Annotated in this window: 12 protein-coding genes; 5 read left to right on the top strand and 7 right to left on the bottom strand. The window is 66.6% G+C overall.

Going from position 1 to position 15,315, the window contains the following annotated elements; genetic code table 11:
* Window positions 1–217 precede the first annotated feature (217 nt).
* Together AB0L60_RS05545 and AB0L60_RS05540 are read right to left on the bottom strand one after the other, a co-directional pair.
* Complete coding sequence (locus tag AB0L60_RS05545; RefSeq protein ID WP_364607693.1) at window positions 218–1,669, bottom strand: DUF222 domain-containing protein; 1,452 nt, start codon at window positions 1,667–1,669, stop codon at window positions 218–220.
* 126 nt (window positions 1,670–1,795) lie between these two features.
* The gene (locus AB0L60_RS05540) at window positions 1,796–2,260 is read right to left on the bottom strand and encodes a YdeI/OmpD-associated family protein (RefSeq protein ID WP_364607690.1); all 465 of its coding nucleotides are present in this window, start codon (window positions 2,258–2,260) and stop codon (window positions 1,796–1,798) included.
* Window positions 2,261–2,562: 302 nt separating this feature from the next.
* Here AB0L60_RS05540 and AB0L60_RS05535 point away from each other — a divergent pair, with 302 nt between their 5' ends.
* The 5 genes from AB0L60_RS05535 to AB0L60_RS05515 all read left to right on the top strand — a co-directional run bounded on the left by AB0L60_RS05535 (window position 2,563) and on the right by AB0L60_RS05515 (window position 9,874).
* On the top strand, window positions 2,563–6,282 hold the full coding sequence (locus AB0L60_RS05535) for a nitrate reductase subunit alpha (protein ID WP_364607687.1): 3,720 nt from the start codon (window positions 2,563–2,565) through the stop codon (window positions 6,280–6,282).
* A gap of 10 nt (window positions 6,283–6,292) precedes the next feature.
* The gene (narH, locus tag AB0L60_RS05530; protein WP_364608548.1) at window positions 6,293–8,053 is read left to right on the top strand and encodes a nitrate reductase subunit beta; all 1,761 of its coding nucleotides are present in this window, start codon (window positions 6,293–6,295) and stop codon (window positions 8,051–8,053) included.
* Window positions 8,050–8,730: a nitrate reductase molybdenum cofactor assembly chaperone gene (narJ, locus tag AB0L60_RS05525; protein WP_364607684.1), complete on the top strand. Its 681-nt coding sequence runs from the start codon at window positions 8,050–8,052 to the stop codon at window positions 8,728–8,730. Before narH ends, narJ begins: the two co-directional genes overlap by 4 nt.
* Entirely contained in the window at window positions 8,727–9,461 is a 735-nt protein-coding gene (narI, locus tag AB0L60_RS05520) for a respiratory nitrate reductase subunit gamma (protein WP_364607681.1), read from the top strand. The genes narJ and narI overlap by 4 nt, the downstream gene beginning before the upstream one ends.
* A 122-nt stretch (window positions 9,462–9,583) precedes the next feature.
* Window positions 9,584–9,874 carry a hypothetical protein gene (locus AB0L60_RS05515; protein ID WP_364607678.1) on the top strand — a complete coding sequence of 97 codons (291 nt, stop codon included), beginning with the start codon at window positions 9,584–9,586 and terminating at the stop codon, window positions 9,872–9,874.
* A 203-nt stretch (window positions 9,875–10,077) separates the two neighbouring features.
* Here the strand turns inward: AB0L60_RS05515 and AB0L60_RS05510 are convergent, their stop codons facing one another.
* The 5 genes from AB0L60_RS05510 to AB0L60_RS05490 form a co-directional block, all read right to left on the bottom strand.
* Window positions 10,078–10,746 (bottom strand): hypothetical protein, encoded by a 669-nt coding sequence (locus AB0L60_RS05510; RefSeq protein ID WP_364607675.1) that lies wholly within the window; start codon window positions 10,744–10,746, stop codon window positions 10,078–10,080.
* Between the two features lie 161 nt (window positions 10,747–10,907).
* Window positions 10,908–12,443, bottom strand: coding sequence for an alkaline phosphatase family protein (locus AB0L60_RS05505; protein ID WP_364607672.1), 1,536 nt, complete (start codon window positions 12,441–12,443; stop codon window positions 10,908–10,910).
* Window positions 12,444–12,640: 197 nt separating this feature from the next.
* Window positions 12,641–14,005 (bottom strand): acyltransferase, encoded by a 1,365-nt coding sequence (locus AB0L60_RS05500; RefSeq protein ID WP_364607669.1) that lies wholly within the window; start codon window positions 14,003–14,005, stop codon window positions 12,641–12,643.
* Window positions 14,002–14,907 (bottom strand): SGNH/GDSL hydrolase family protein, encoded by a 906-nt coding sequence (locus AB0L60_RS05495; RefSeq protein ID WP_364607666.1) that lies wholly within the window; start codon window positions 14,905–14,907, stop codon window positions 14,002–14,004. Before AB0L60_RS05495 ends, AB0L60_RS05500 begins: the two co-directional genes overlap by 4 nt.
* Before the next feature lie 18 nt (window positions 14,908–14,925).
* Window positions 14,926–15,303 (bottom strand): hypothetical protein, encoded by a 378-nt coding sequence (locus tag AB0L60_RS05490; protein WP_364607663.1) that lies wholly within the window; start codon window positions 15,301–15,303, stop codon window positions 14,926–14,928.
* Window positions 15,304–15,315 lie beyond the last annotated feature (12 nt).

Genomic DNA, 15,315 nt, shown 5'->3' with positions numbered 1-15,315 from the left:
GGATGTCTTCGAGGAGGAGACCGCTGTGGTTGTTCGGTGTTCGAGGATTTCAGGGTGGACTTGCGGTGGGTTTTGTCCGTGGAAGGTGATGCGTCCGTGGGCCGGGATCGGCGGGAGACGTCTCCCGACCCGCGGTAGCCCAAGTCCGGCAGGGCAGGCGAGGGTGACCACACCACCCCGTCCCTGCGCACGCCGGCAGGACATGCGCAGCCGGGAATCACGCCGCCCGTGAACCCCACCTCCGGCAACTCGATTCGATCGCAGCGGCGACCCACTCCCCCACGTGATGTCGATCGTTCACGCGCGGGGTGCCTGTTGGGTCAAGACGTTTCGGGGCAATCCAACCGGTGCGTCCCCGATAGGGGGAATCCTTGCCCATGACAACGGTTTTCCAACCCTCGGCACTGCCGTTGACCAGCGCATGGCAATGATCACAGACGAGCGTCAGGTTGGTCAGATCGGTGGGGCCGCCCTTGGCCCAGTCGGTGACATGGTGCACCGCACACATGCTCGCGGGCGCCTCGCATCCCGGGCGGGTGCAACCCTTGTCGCGGGCGATCAACGCCAACCGCTGAGCCGGGGTGGCCAGTCGCTGGCAACGACCCAGGTACAGCGGCAACCCGTCCGCGTCGAGGACCGCCAGCACCGGCTTGGTCCCCTCGGCCATCTTCAGAGCCTCATCGATGGAGACGTGGCCACCGGAGGCGGTGGTCGCAACACCCGCTCCACGCTCCAGATCGTTGAGCGACATGGTGACGATGGCCTGCACCGGCAGGCCGCGGTGGGAGCCGAGCTTGGTGGGGTCGACACCGGGCTGCAGCAGCGCGAACAGTGCGTCGTGGGTGCGCTGACCGCCGTCGCGACGGTCGCGTCGGGCAGCAGCCTCGAGGACCTTCGAGTCGACGACCGTGGCAGTGGCGGCAACGCTGTCGGCGTCGTCGATGTTGCACATACCCGGACGGGCAAGCTTGGCGAAGACGGCATCGAGCAGGGCCCGCAGCTCGGGGGTGATCCAGCCTTCGATCCAGCTCATCCCATCGACACCGGGACGTCCCAGGATGAGGCCACGGCGGCGACGGCGGTCGGCGTCTGAGACGACCTTGCCGTCGGGGTCGATGCGGGCGAGGATGTCGCGGCCGATCTTGGGCAGGTCATCGGGCCAGCCGATCCGTGAGTGGCCGACCAGGATGTCCTCGGCCTCGGCGCGAGTCTCTGCCGCGATGTCGGCGGGCAGGTGGTTCATGACGTCGATGATGTTGCGGACGTGATCACGTGAGATATTGCCTGCCTCATAGGCTTCGGCGGTCTTGACCAGGGAGGCGGGACGCAGGTGGCCGGTGGGTTCGAAGAATTCCCCGCACTGCATGGTGATTTTCACCCGCACCGACGCGTCGTACTTCGACAACCCCAAGGTCTGCCGGAGGAACGGCACCACCCCCTTCGCCCCACTGCCTTCGGGCAGCGAACGATTGCAGGCCTCGATGATCAAACGCGAATCGAGCGCCGACAGTTGCCTTTTGCAGGTCTCCAACCGCTGCATCAACTCCACGACCTCACCATCAGCGAGCGGAGTGAGGTTCGCGTGGAGGACGGAATCCGACAGGGTTTCGACGACGGCCGCCAGTTCTGCGATGCCGCACGTGTCGAGTGTCACCCCCGTCGAATTCATGCACTTATTCTATCGCCACCTCTAGCCAAGAGGAACCCGAAATGTCCTATATTCCAGAATAATTCAACTCATTGAATCTGAAACAACATCTCCCTCAACAGATTTCGATAACGCATTGGATCCCTTTCAAGAACCGCCAGCGAGAAAGTCGACGATCTTGCCGATCCGGCGAGTGCGGGTCTCCGGCTTCGTGGCGTCGATCACGGCGGTGACGTGCTCACGGCGGTTGGTATGCGAGAGCCTGTCGAAGGCGTCCTGCACCCCCGACTCCCGCAGTGCGGCGGCGAGGTCGTCGGGGACAGCTATGGTGCGTTCCACGGTGTCACGCTCGACAGTGACTGCGACCAAGTCTCCAGCCCCCGTGCCGAGTTCGGCGCGGATCGCCTTCAGCAGTCCCAGGCACGGTCCCGCACCCATGTTGGCGATGGAGCCTCGGTACGGAATGCCGTCGAAGGTGGCCTGGACTGGGATGCGGCCGCCGCCACCGAGGGCGGTGATGATGCCGGGGGAATGCGAATGTATGCACCGCCGTTGGCAGCGGTCTCGATGACGCCGTCGAATCGTTGCATGGGTGCACGATATAGCGATCACTCAGCAATCCGAAGGTGTTGTTAACAAATATTAAGTAACCGAGAACCAATCGTTTCGGAAGCTTCACCACCACTGCCCCGGAAGCCCCTTCCGAGAACTTGTTTCACTGTCTGCGAAGAGGTTTCCCCAGGTCGCGACCGCAAGGTGTGACCTCGGCCGCTACCTCGCAGTGACCGGAACATTGCGGCGATCTCACAGCTCACAAATGGGCTTCGAGCATTGTGAGCAAACCGTTTTGATGCCTCCCCCGGCGTCCCTACAGTCGAGCCGGCAGCCCGGTTTTCCAGCTCGAAGGGGGCGTTATGGCTATTACGCAGAACGGACACTCGTCCGCCGATGCGCTGCTTCGACTGGGGAAGTATTTCAACCGCGGCGAGGTGTCCGGTGACCTGCGCACCCTGCACAAGGTGGGCGGGCGCGAGGCCGACGAGTTCTACCGGGATCGGTGGTCGCACGACAAGGTGGTGCGGTCCACGCACGGCGTGAACTGCACCGGTTCGTGCTCGTGGAAGATCTACGTCTCCGACGGCGTGATCACCTGGGAGTCGCAGCAGACCGACTACCCGAGCGTCGGCGCCGACAAGCCGGAATACGAGCCGCGCGGCTGTCCGCGTGGCGCGTCGTTCTCCTGGTACACCTACTCCCCCGCACGCATCCGCTACCCGTACGTGCGTGGCACGCTGCTGGAGCTGTACCGAGACGCCAAGACCCGGCTCAAGGATCCGGTGCTGGCGTGGGAGTCCATTGTCGAGGACACGGACCGGGCCAATGCCTACAAGTCGGCGCGCGGCAAGGGCGGGTTCGTGCGCGCAGAATGGTGGGAAGCCACCGAAATCGCCGCCGCCGCACACGTTTACACGATCAAGAAGTACGGCCCCGACCGCATCGCGGGTTTCTCGCCGATCCCGGCCATGTCCATGGTCTCGCATGCGGTCGGCGCCCGGTTCATCTCGCTGATCGGCGGCTCGATGCTGTCGTTCTACGACTGGTACGCCGACCTACCCGTCGCCTCCCCGCAGGTCTTCGGCGACCAGACCGACGTGCCCGAGTCCGCCGACTGGTTCGACGCCGGCTACCTGATCATGTGGGGCTCCAATGTCCCGGTCACCCGAACCCCGGACGCGCACTACATGACCGAGGCCCGCTACCGCGGCCAGAAGGTCGTGGTGGTCTCCCCGGACTACGCCGACAACACCAAGTTCGCCGACGAGTGGGTGCCCGCGCGCCCGGGTACCGATGCCGCCCTGGCCATGGCGATGGGTCACGTGGTGCTGCGAGAGTTCTTCGTGGACAAGCAGACTCCGTACTTCAACGATTACGTCAAGCGCTACACCGATCTGCCGTACCTGGTGGTGCTGGACGAGCACGAGGGCGGCTGGTCCACCGACGGCGAGTACAGCGGTCACACCTTCACACCCGGCAAGTTCCTCACCGCCGCCGATCTCGGCCGCACCGGCGAGGGCGTCGAGCACCAGACGGTGCTGCTGGAGGCGGACGGCAATCCGCAGGTGCCCAATGGCTCTCTCGGCCACCGCTTCAATGAGGCGGGCAAGGGACGCTGGAACCTGGACCTGGGGGACACCGATCCCCTGCTGACCCTGCACGGGCGCACCGATGATGTTGCGGCCGTGCGGTTCCCCCGCTTCGACGGGCCTGCTTCGGATGTCCTCACCCGCGGCGTGCCGACCACCGTCATCGCGGGACGACGGGTGACGACGGTGTTCGACCTGCTGCTGGCGCAGTACGGTGTAGCCCGGTCCGGCCTGCCCGGCAGTTGGCCGAACGGCTATGACGATGCGACCCAGCCGTACACTCCCGCCTGGCAGGAGTCGATTACCGGCGTCCCCGCCCAGCAGGCCGAACGCCTCGGCCGCGAATTCGCCGACAATGCCGAGCGTTCCAAGGGCCGGTCCATGATCCTCATGGGCGCGGGCACCAACCACTGGTTCCACTCCGACCAGATCTACCGCTCCTTCTTCACCCTGACCCTGCTCACCGGCTGCCAGGGCGTGAACGGCGGCGGCTGGGCGCATTACGTCGGCCAGGAGAAGTGCCGACCGGTGACCGGTTGGGCCACACTGGCTTTCGCCTCGGACTGGCAGCGGCCGCCGCGGCAGATGCAGGGCACCGTGTTCTGGTACCTGGCCAACAACCAGTGGCGCTACGACCCGTTCACCTCCGAGTCGTTCGCCTCGCCCTTGAGCAAGGGCACCTTCTCCGGGCGCACGGCGGCCGACAATATCGCGCTCGCAACACGTCTGGGCTGGATGCCGTCGTATCCGACGCTCAACCGCAATCCCCTCGATCTCGTCGACGAGGCCGAGCAGGCGGGCAGGACGCCCCCGGATTACGTGGTGGACGGCCTGAAGTCCGGCGATCTCCGCTTCGCCTGCGAGGATCCCGACGCGCCCGAGAACTTCCCGCGCGTGCTGACGGTGTGGCGCGCCAACCTGCTGGGTTCCTCAGGCAAGGGCAACGAGTACTTCCACAAGCACCTGCTCGGCGCGGACTCCAATCTGCAGACCACCGAGACCACCGGGGTGCGCCCGCAGGAGCTGGAATGGCGCGACGAGGCCGCCACCGGCAAGCTGGATCTGCTGATGTCGATGGACTTCCGGATGACGTCCACGACCCTGTTCTCCGACATCGTGTTCCCGGCGGCCACCTGGTACGAGAAGCACGACCTGTCCTCCACCGACATGCACCCGTTCGTGCACGCCTTCTCCCCGGCCATCTCCCCGCCGTGGGAGGCCAAGACCGATTTCGAGGCCTTCCACCGCATTGCCCGCGGGTTCTCCTGGCTGGCGGAGAAGCATCTGGGCGTGCGCCGGGACCTGGTCGCGGTGCCGCTGCAGCACGACACCGCCGACGCGCTGGCGCAGGCCGGCGGGCGGGTACTGGACTGGAAGCACGGTGAATGCGAGCCCGTTCCTGGTGTCACCATGCCGAAACTGGTTGTCGTCGAACGTGACTACCCGAGTGTCGCGGACAAGATGGCCGCGCTCGGGCCGTTGGTCGAAACGCTGGGACTCACCACCAAGGGTGTCACCACTCTGCCCGATATCGAGGTAGATTACCTGCGCGGCGTCAACGGCACTGTGGTTTCCGGTGTCGCGCAGGGCCGTCCGTCCCTGGCCAAGGACACCCACGCGGCCGAGGCGATCCTGGCACTGTCCGGCACCACCAATGGCCGGCTCGCGGTGGAAGGGTTCCATGCGCTGGAACGGCGCACCGGAACCGAGCTGGCCGACCTGGCTGCCGAACACGAGGGAAAGCGAATCACCTTCGCCGACACGCAGGCCCGGCCCGTTCCGGTGATCACCTCACCGGAATGGTCCGGGAGCGAGACGGGCGGACGCCGGTATTCGCCGTTCACCATCAATGTGGAGCGGTCCAAGCCCTGGCACACGCTGACCGGGCGGCAGCACTTCTATCTCGATCACGACTGGATGATGGAGCTGGGCGAGCAGCTGCCGATCTACCGGCCGCCGCTGGACATGACCGCGCTGTTCGCGGAGCCCGGTATCGGCAAGGTGAGCGAGAACGGCGTGACCGTGCGGTATCTGACGCCGCACTCGAAGTGGTCGATCCACTCCGCCTACCAGGACAACCTGCACATGCTGACGCTCTCGCGCGGCGGTCAGGCGATCTGGATGTCGGACAGGGACGCCGCGAAAATCGATGTTGCCGATAATGATTGGATCGAGGCCATCAACCGCAACGGCATCGTGGTGGCGCGCGCGATCGTGTCGCACCGCATGCCCGAGGGCACGGTGTTCATGTACCACGCCCAGGACCGCGCGGTGAACGTGCCGCGCATCGAGGGCACGGCGGATGTCAAGCGGGGCAGGGGTAAACGCGGTGGTATCCACAATGCGCTGACCCGGATCATGATCAAGCCCTCGCACCTCATCGGTGGCTATGCACAGCAGTCGTTCGCGCTGAACTATCACGGCCCCACCGGAAATCAGCGCGACGAGGTCACCACGATTCGCAAGCGCTCGCAGGAAGTGGAGTACTGATATGCGTGTGATGGCGCAACTGGCCATGGTCATGAACCTGGACAAGTGCATCGGCTGCCACACCTGCAGCGTCACCTGCAAGCAGGCCTGGACCAACCGTTCCGGCACCGAGTACGTGTGGTTCAACAATGTGGAAACCCGTCCGGGACAGGGTTATCCGCGTCGCTACGAGGACCAGGAGAAGTGGAAGGGCGGCTGGACCCTCGACAAGAAGTGCCGGCTGACCCTCAAATCCGGGTCGCGCATGAAGCGGCTGCTCAATATCTTCGCCAATCCGGATCTGCCCACGGTGTCGGACTACTACGACCCGTGGAGCTACGACTACGACAATCTGCTGTCCGCACCGCAGATGGACACCACGCCGGTGGCGCGGCCCAAGTCGCTGATCACCGGTGAGGACACCAACGTCACCTGGGGCGCGAACTGGGACGACTCGCTGGGGTCGGGCCCGGAGCAGGTGGGTAGGGACCCGTTGCTGGCCAAGCTCTCCGAACAGGTCAAGCTGGAGTTCGAAGAAACGTTCATGTTCTACCTGCCGCGCATCTGCGAGCACTGCCTCAACCCCTCGTGTGCCGCGTCGTGCCCGTCGGGCGCGATCTACAAGCGCACCGAGGACGGCATCGTGCTCGTCGACCAGGACAAGTGCCGCGGCTGGCGGCACTGCGTCACCGGATGCCCGTACAAGAAGATCTACTTCAACCACAAGACCGGCAAGGCAGAGAAATGCACCTTCTGCTACCCGCGGGTGGAGGTCGGCATCCCCACCGTCTGCTCGGAAACCTGCGTCGGCCGTCTGCGCTACATCGGAGTCATGCTCTACGACGCCGACAAGGTCCTCGAGGCCGCCTCGGTGGAGAACGACCAGGACCTCTATCCCTCCCAGCTGGGTGTCTTCCTCAACCCGCACGACCCGCGCGTCATCGCCGAGGCCGGACGGGCCGGGATCTCCCCCGAATGGATTCAGGCCGCCCAGGATTCGCCGGTCTACAGGCTGATCGTGGACTACCAGATCGCGTTGCCGCTGCATCCGGAATACCGGACCATGCCCATGGTCTGGTACGTGCCGCCGCTGTCGCCGGTGGTGGACACCCTCACCCAGACCGGGCACGACGGGGAGAACCACAACAACCTCTTCGGCGCCATCGACGCCCTGCGTATTCCGTTGGAGTACTTGGCCGAACTGTTCACCGCCGGTGAGATCGGCCCGGTCCGCGCCTCGTTGCAGCGGCTCGCCGGGATGCGGTCGTTCATGCGCTCGATCAACCTCGGCCAGGAGCCCGACCTGTCCATTCCGGACGCGGTCGGCCTCGAGCCCGAAGAGATCGAAGCCATGTACCGGCTGCTCGCGATCGCCAAATACGAACACCGCTACGTGATCCCGTCGGGCGCGACTTCCCGTGCCCACGAACTGGATTCCCTCGCCACGGGGTGCTCGCTCGACACCGACGGCGGTCCCGGCATGACGGCCTTCGAATACATGGCCGACAAATTCCACCTCACCGACACCAACGATGCCTCCCCCGACCAGAAATCCAACCGCATCAACCTGTTGAACTGGGACGGCAAGAGCACGAAAGGCTTGGTGCCCAACGCAACCGGCACCAATGGCTCCGGTGCCGATGGCCATGGCGGCAATGGAGCGAACGGCAGCGGCGCCGCCACGTCCGGAAACGGCAACGGAAACGGCAATGGCCACCATGGTTCCGGTGTCGACGGCGTCAGCAACGGCGCTGCCACCGCCGAGCCGGAACCCACCGGAGCCACACGATGAGCCTGCTGAAACCGCGGCGACGGCCCGAACCCGCCGTCGCCATGAGCGAACGCGATCGGCGACTGGTGTGGCGGCTGGGCGCGCTGCTGCTCGACTATCCGAGCGCGCAGACCCTGGCCATGCTCGACGAACTCGACGCCGCCGCAGCGGAATTGCCGGACGCGGTCCGCCCGCTGCTGGCCGGGTTCCTCGCGCACCTGCGCACCGGCGATGCGATCGCGCTGGCCCAGGAGTATGTCGAGACCTTCGACATGCGCCGCCGGGCCAGCCTGCACCTGACCTTCTACGCCAACGGGGACACCCGCAAGCGCGGGATGGCGCTGTTGCGTTTCAAGCACGCCTACCGGCACGCCGGGGTCGAGCTCGGCGACGAGGAACTGCCCGACCACCTGCCCGTGCTGCTCGAATTCGCCGCCACCGTCGATCCCGTCGGCGGCGAACGACTGCTGGGCGAACACGTCCCGGTGCTGGAACTGCTGCGGTTGTCGCTTTCCGACAGCGGATCTCCTTACGCCGGGGTGCTGGCGTCGGTGGCGGCGACCCTGCCACCGGTCACCACCGCCGACCGCCGGCGTATCGCCGAACTCGCCGCCCAGGGCCCACCCGAGGAAGAAGTCGGATTGGAGCCCTTCGCCATGGACCCGCTCGCCTTCACCGGATCGGAGGCCCGCCGATGAGCTCCGCGCTCTGGCTGATGCTGCCCTACATCGCGTTCACGTCGTTCGTGCTCGGGCACCTGTGGCGCTATCGCACCGACCAATTCGGCTGGACCACACGGTCTTCGCAGGTCTACGAGTCGCGGCTGCTGCGCCTGGGCAGCCCGCTGTTCCACTTCGGCATGCTCGGGGTGATCGGTGGGCACGTGCTCGGCGTGCTCATCCCGCAGTCCTGGACCGACGCCGTCGGCATCTCCGAGGAGACCTATCACGTGGTCGCCGTCTCCGCGGGATCCGTTGCGGGCGTGGCGGTCATCGCCGGGATCGGCATCCTGCTCTACCGCCGGGTCACCGTCCCCGCGGTCCGTCAGGCCACCACCACCAATGACAAGGTGATGTACATCCTGCTGGCCGCCGCCCTGATCACCGGTCTGCTCAATACCGTCGGCAGCAACCTGCTCTGGGGCACCTACAACTACCGCGAGACCGTCTCCCCCTGGTTCCGCAGCCTGTTCACCCTGCACCCGCACCCCGACCTCATGGTCGGCACCCCCTGGACCTTCCAGGCGCACGGCCTGATCGTGTTGTCCCTCATCGCCTTCTGGCCCTACACCCGCCTGGTCCACATGTTCTCCGCGCCCATCGGTTACCTGGTCCGCCCGTACGTGGTGTACCGCGCCAAGCCGAACAAGTCCGCGGACAAGACCCGCTACGCCCGCGCCTGGGATACCCCCGCCATTCCCCGGCGCTGAGACACCGGGCGTGCATCGATTTATCGATGGCGCCCTGCCCCGGCCGGTGTTATGGTTCGGCGCGGCCGAGCCGAACGGTTGGGCTCGAATTGTCTTCGGGGGAAACGATGTTCAATTGGTATGTGGGCCTGCTCGCGCTCAGTGGCGTGATCATGCTGGCGCTGGCGGTGGTGCGACAGGGGCAGAGCAGCGCCTCACGCGCGATCAACGGTATTTTCGGCGCGGTCTATCTCGGCTACGCCTTCTATCTCGCCTTCCTTTTCGACGGCGGCTCCTACCTCATCTTCTTCCAGGCGTTCATTCTGCCGGTCGTGATGCTGGTCAATTTCTTCCGCAATCGCACACCGAAGCCGAAACTCACCGAAACACAGAAGGCCTGGCGCGAATACCAGCGCTCCGCCGGGCAGCAGTAGGCTCGCCGGGCGACAATTGCGCGGTGTTCTCCAAGAAGACCGAGCCCGAGCGGGTTACGCCACCGGCCACGCCCTGCCCCGACTGCGGGGAACGCCGCGTGACCCTGAGCGGCAATATGGATACATATCTGATCCAGCGCAATGGCGGGCGGGCCCTGACGGACCTGCTCGCCCTGCTGCCTGGGTTGCGGACGGGTGTTCTTCTACGCCGAGCGGCTCGACAAAGTACGGGCCGCGATGAAATCGACGACGTCCTGAGTGCGCGAGTCGGGCTGCTCCCGTGCCGCGCGCGTCAGGCGGTCCAGAGCGTCGTCGAGGCGGGAGCTCGGGCCCTGCTCGGCGAGCAGCACGGCGATGGCCTCCCAGGTGGCGACGGTCGGATTCGGCTGCGCCAGCAATTCTTCGAGATAGCTGTCCGGGTCGAGCAGGCGCAGCACGCGGCGGGCGTGGGCGTGGACGCGCCGGGGCAGCTCTGCGCGAATCAGGTCGATATCGCCGGGCTGGACGTGACCCGGCTGGTCGGGGTCGAGGCGTACCGACCACAGCTGGTCCGGGTCCTCGGGCAGGCCCTCGCCCGGGAGCAGGCCGGGCCCCGCCGCGGTCTCGATCGCGAGAGGTGCGAGGCCCAGGCGTTCGTTGCGCCAGTTGCGGAATTCCCACCACGCGGTCGGGGTCGCCCAGGCGCCCAGCCCGAATCGGAGCAGCTGCTGTCCCCCGGTGAACGTCCGGAAGGTCCGCGTCCGCGCCACGGTGGCCGTACCGCCGGGCATCCCCCGCACCCAGGTCGGCTCGGCCCCCTCAAACCCATACGGCTGCAGCAATTTTCCCGTATCACGCATCAAGCGGCGCAGCGCCGACTCCGGTTTGACCATCCCCGCAGACTAGCCGCGCGAACCGACAGGATCCCGCACCTCGCGATCCGCCCAGCATGCCGCGCGTCGCCCGGACACGCCGCGCAGCAACACCGAACACGCCGCGCAGGCACACCGGGTGTGCCTGCGCGGTCAGATCGTCCGGACGAGCGACGTTACCGTCAGTGGCCGGACCAGATGTCGTTCACCGTGGCCGCGTAACCGTCGTTGTTGGTCAGGGGCTGCAGGCCGAGGGCGGTGTCGATGGTGCGGAGCAAGCCGTACTGGTCGGTGCGCTGGGAGCTGGTGTAGCCGGGCTTCACGGAGTTCTGCGAGCCGAGCACGATGGTCGGGACCCGGTTCGGGAACAGCGGGCCGAACGCCTTGGTGGCGCCCTCGTCCCAGGTCAGGATGAGCAGCGAGCGCTGCTGCTTCCAGGCCGGGGAGTTGAGGATCGCGGGCAGGGTGGCGCCCAGCCAGCTGTCACCGGAGGCGACGCCGCAGCCCTCCATGTTGTGGCATTCGTTGGCGGCGAACCACACGAAGTTCGGGGTGGTGGCGGCGGATTGCAGGTCGGTCGTCATCTGCGTGAGCGGCTGCAGGTGCGCCGCGCAGTAGGACTGGTTGGACTTCATGTTCTGGAAGTACAAGAACGGCAGGTCATCCGGGTAGTACTGATCGTGCGAGGACTGGTCGCAATTGCCGTTGGCGTCCTCGGCGTAGCCCTTCCAGGTCTTGTGCGCGGCGTCCACGCTGTTGCCGATGTGACGCGCATCGAGGGTCGTCGTGCCCACGCTGTTGTCGACCAGCCCGTACAGTCCGCCCGCCGCCAGCGCGACATAGTTCGGATCGCTCGGATGCGTCGTGGCGTAGGACTGGCTCAGCGTCGCGCCCTGCGACCGCAGGCCGTTGATGTAGGGGGCCTGAGGATTGCCGATGATGCCGGTGAGGCCGTCGTAATCCTGGTTCTCCAGGTAGACCACGAAGACGTGGTCGTAACCAGGCACCGTCGAGGCGGGTGCGGTCAGCTTCGGCGCGGGCAGTGCGGCGCCGATGGTGAACGACAGGTTGTCGGCGTAGCCGTCGTTGGTGTCGCCGTAGGTCCAACTGAAGTTCAGCTGGATCTTCACCGCGCGCGTGCCCTTCGGCAAGGTGCCCGTCGTATCACGCTGCAGCAGACCGGTTTTCAGGCCACGATCGATGCTGCTCACGTCGTCGCACTCGGCGGAGCCGAGCTCGGACCCCGATGCGTTGAGGAACGTCGCCGTCATGTTGACCCGATCGTCCTGGGCACCGAAACCGCCCAGCCAGCCATTGAGATCGAAGCTCACGCCACCCTGGTCAATGGCCGCACCCGCGGCCGAGACGCTGATGGTCTGATCCATCTCGGCATTACCGGTGCCGCCGCCGGCGAAGAACTTCGAACCGCGGTTCGACGGACCCGGCGAGGACGCGTCCGGCCATCCGGACTGTCCGTAGCACACCGCATTCGGCTCACCCTTGCCGATGTTCCAGCCCGGCAGCGTCATGCCGTCCAGCCCCTTCGGTGCGCACTGCGCCACTGCCTCGGCATCGCCATCCACGATCAGGTTCGGGCTCGTGACCGCGGCGTGTGCCACGGTCGGTATGACGGCCGCGCCCCCGAGCACGGCCAGTGCGGCCGCCGCCGCAATAGCGAATGGTTTGCTGTAGTAGTTCCCAACGCCGTTGTGGCGCATACATGTTCCTTTGCGGGTCGTTACCGAAGTGCGCCCCGAATAGAACAGGTTCTAGGTTTCTGATCACCGCTCCGCCCATGGCCGGGTGGTGAACACCACCCGGCTTTTGGACGGACGACCAGCAATGAGGAAGGTTGTGTCGCAAGGAACGTCGGTCAGCAAGTACAGCTATCGACAAGCAACAGGACGAGCGTGGACTAGACCTTCGCGCGGGTGTCCCGCTTCGAGCGGGCGAAGTTGCGCATGATGGGCAGGTCGACCCAGTGGTAGAGCAGTGCGGCGAGGGCGGTGGACACGATCAGGCACAGCAGCGAGAAGCCGGCCCAGCCGAGAATGCCGAACTCCCTGCCGCCGATCAGGTATCGGGTGACCACGACCATGACCGGGAACTGGATGAGGTAGAAGGCGAAGGAGACATTGCCGAGCCACACCATGCGCGGGTGGGAGTTGAGGCCGCGGATGCCGGCCAGGTCCCGGGCTGCCATGGTGGCCACCACCGCCGTCATCGGGGGCAGCAGCAGCACCGACATCTTGTAGTTCACCGGCACCACCCAGGTCGCCGCGTAGGCGACGGTCAGCGCGACCAGCGGCCAGGCGAGATTGGTGTTGCGCCAACGACCTTCGAGCACCATGCGGGCCGCCAGCACACCGAGGAAGAACTCCGGCAGGCGCGACAGCGGGAAGGTGTAGCTGAGCCAGTACGACGGAGACACCGGGATGTCGGGCTGCTGGAACCAGGCCGGGGAGGCGTGCAGTTCGTAGTGCGGCGACGCGTTGCCCGGAACCAGCCGCGGCGCAAAGGCATTCGCGATGCCCTTCGGACCGTCCACCCACAGGAAGTACGAGGTGTGCAGCAGGGCGATGCCCAGCATCAGCAGGCCCGCGGCCAGCAGCAGACGGCGGGTCGGGATCCGCATGACCAGCGGCAGCAGCAGCGGAAAGCTCAGGTAGAAAAGCACTTCCGCGGCCAGCGACCAGGACGGGACGTTCAGCCCGCCGACCGTGGTCCACTTCGGCACCCAGGTGTGCACCAGCAGCAGGTTCGGCACCCACACCACCGCACGGTGCAGGGGTACGCTCGCCGCCACGATGAAGGCGGCGGCCGCCAACAGGTGCGTCGGATAGATCTTGAGCACCCGCCGCCGGTAGAAGGCGCGCACCGACATGCCCGGCCGGAACGACCAGTAGATGATGAAGCCGGACAGCACGAAGAAGAACGTGACGCCCGCGGCCCCGAGCTGCATCGGGATCCACTCGTGGATGTGGCGGAACAGCGCCGACTTCTGGAACGGGTAGACCGGCAGGAACACCAAGGCGTGCAAGACGAATACCGCGAATGCCGCCCACCACCGCGCGCCGGTCAGCGAGGGCAGCGCGGGCCGCTCCCGCCGGGCGCGCTCGGCGACGGACTCGGTGAGACCCTTCGTCCGGACCGGCTCGGCGGCCCGGACCGGTTCGGCGGCCCGCGTGGCCTCGGCGGGCTGGAGGAGCTGGGTGGTGTACTGCTCCACGGCGAGCGCGGCTGAGGCCTCGCGCGGGGCGACTTCGGGTGGGCGGGTCATCGTGCGTACCTCTCGTACAGTGCGTTCGCTACCACGGCGTCGCCCTGCGGAGCGGGGTGGAACGGCAGCCCGGCGATATTGACTTTCGGGTCGAACACTCCGTTGACCCACTGCTGCGGCGTACACAGCCCGTGCCCGGCGGTGAGCGCGCGGGCGTCGAGGTATTCCAGGTTCAGCTGGGTGGCGGCTTCACGCCCGGCCTGGTCGAGGCGATTGAGGTACTCGACGACGGTGCGGCCGCGCGGCTGGGTGGCCGGGATGCCCGCGATGTCGTAGCAGATCGAATCCTGGTCGGGCCGGAACAGTTCCGGGTAGCCGACGATCACGATGTGCGAGTTGGGAGCGTAGTACCGGATGTAGGTGATGATCTTGCCGATGCGGGCGGCGTACTCGGTGCCGGTCACGTTCTGCGGGTCGGTCATCCGGCCGGCGGCCACCGCGTCGGGACCGCAGCCGCCGAGGACGTCGTAGAAGCAGTGCTCGATCGAATTCCACGGGGACTGCTTCGCGCCGCCCCAGAAGTCGTTGAGCCCGAACTGCAATGTCACCAGTTTGGTGTTCGGCCCGAACGCGCCCGCCTTGTCGGCATTGGCCGCCTGGACCTTCAGGGTGTACCCGTCCCCGGTGTCGAACGACGCGCCCGGACACGACTGGTTCCACATCTGATCGGTGCCCTGCACGCCCATCAGCGCGCCCAGCTGCACCGGCCACGCGGTGTCGCCGTGATCGCACTTCTTCTCCTGGGACAGCGGGTTCCAGCCGTTGGCCGTGAACGAGTCGCCCAGGATGACGAGTTCCTTACCCTGCGGAACCGAATCCGCTTGCGCCCCCGATGTTCCCGTCATGGCCGCGGCGAACGCGACCACCGCGGCACACAGCCACCGACCGTTGATTCCCGACACGTGTGTACTCCGGTTTCGTCAGTAGCCTGCGCGGGGCTCGAACCCGGGGGCATCCAGGGTCGGCGGCGCGGGCTTGGGCGCCTGCTGGGTCTGCGGCGCGGGCTTGGGCGCAACCGGTTGTGCCGCAGGCGCTTCGGGCGCTGCGGGGGCCGCCGGCTGCGGGGCGGGCGCTTCGGTCGCGACCTCCGGGGCCGCGGCGGGCGCGGGGGCCGCGCTCGGCGCCGGGGCGGCGCTGCTCGCGGGAGCGGCCGAACTGCTCACGACGGCAGCGGTGGTGCTCGCCGGGGCGGGCGTGTCGGCGGCCTTGTCGCTTCCACACGCCGCCAGCGCGCCGATCAGCACGACCCCGCCGATGGCGGCCACCGCGGTGCGTGCGCCTGGGATACGGAACTTCATGAAACCCTCGAA

It is taken from the genome of Nocardia sp. NPDC051981, assembly GCF_040680715.1.
Lineage (GTDB): Bacteria > Actinomycetota > Actinomycetes > Mycobacteriales > Mycobacteriaceae > Nocardia.
The sequence above is the reverse complement of the archived record's forward strand: the minus strand, read 5'-3'. Positions and strand labels throughout refer to the sequence as shown.

Excerpts from the sequence above, each read along its gene's own strand:
- AB0L60_RS05505 (WP_364607672.1), bottom strand. The coding sequence starts at position 12,443 with ATGCGCCACAACGGCGTTGGGAACTACTACAGCAAACCATTCGCTATT.
- AB0L60_RS05535 (WP_364607687.1), top strand. The coding sequence starts at position 2,563 with ATGGCTATTACGCAGAACGGACACTCGTCCGCCGATGCGCTGCTTCGA.
- narH (WP_364608548.1), top strand. The coding sequence starts at position 6,293 with ATGGCGCAACTGGCCATGGTCATGAACCTGGACAAGTGCATCGGCTGC.
- narJ (WP_364607684.1), top strand. The coding sequence starts at position 8,050 with ATGAGCCTGCTGAAACCGCGGCGACGGCCCGAACCCGCCGTCGCCATG.
- AB0L60_RS05500 (WP_364607669.1), bottom strand. The coding sequence starts at position 14,005 with ATGACCCGCCCACCCGAAGTCGCCCCGCGCGAGGCCTCAGCCGCGCTC.
- AB0L60_RS05510 (WP_364607675.1), bottom strand. The coding sequence starts at position 10,746 with ATGGTCAAACCGGAGTCGGCGCTGCGCCGCTTGATGCGTGATACGGGA.
- narI (WP_364607681.1), top strand. The coding sequence starts at position 8,727 with ATGAGCTCCGCGCTCTGGCTGATGCTGCCCTACATCGCGTTCACGTCG.
- AB0L60_RS05545 (WP_364607693.1), bottom strand. The coding sequence starts at position 1,669 with ATGAATTCGACGGGGGTGACACTCGACACGTGCGGCATCGCAGAACTG.
- AB0L60_RS05490 (WP_364607663.1), bottom strand. The coding sequence starts at position 15,303 with ATGAAGTTCCGTATCCCAGGCGCACGCACCGCGGTGGCCGCCATCGGC.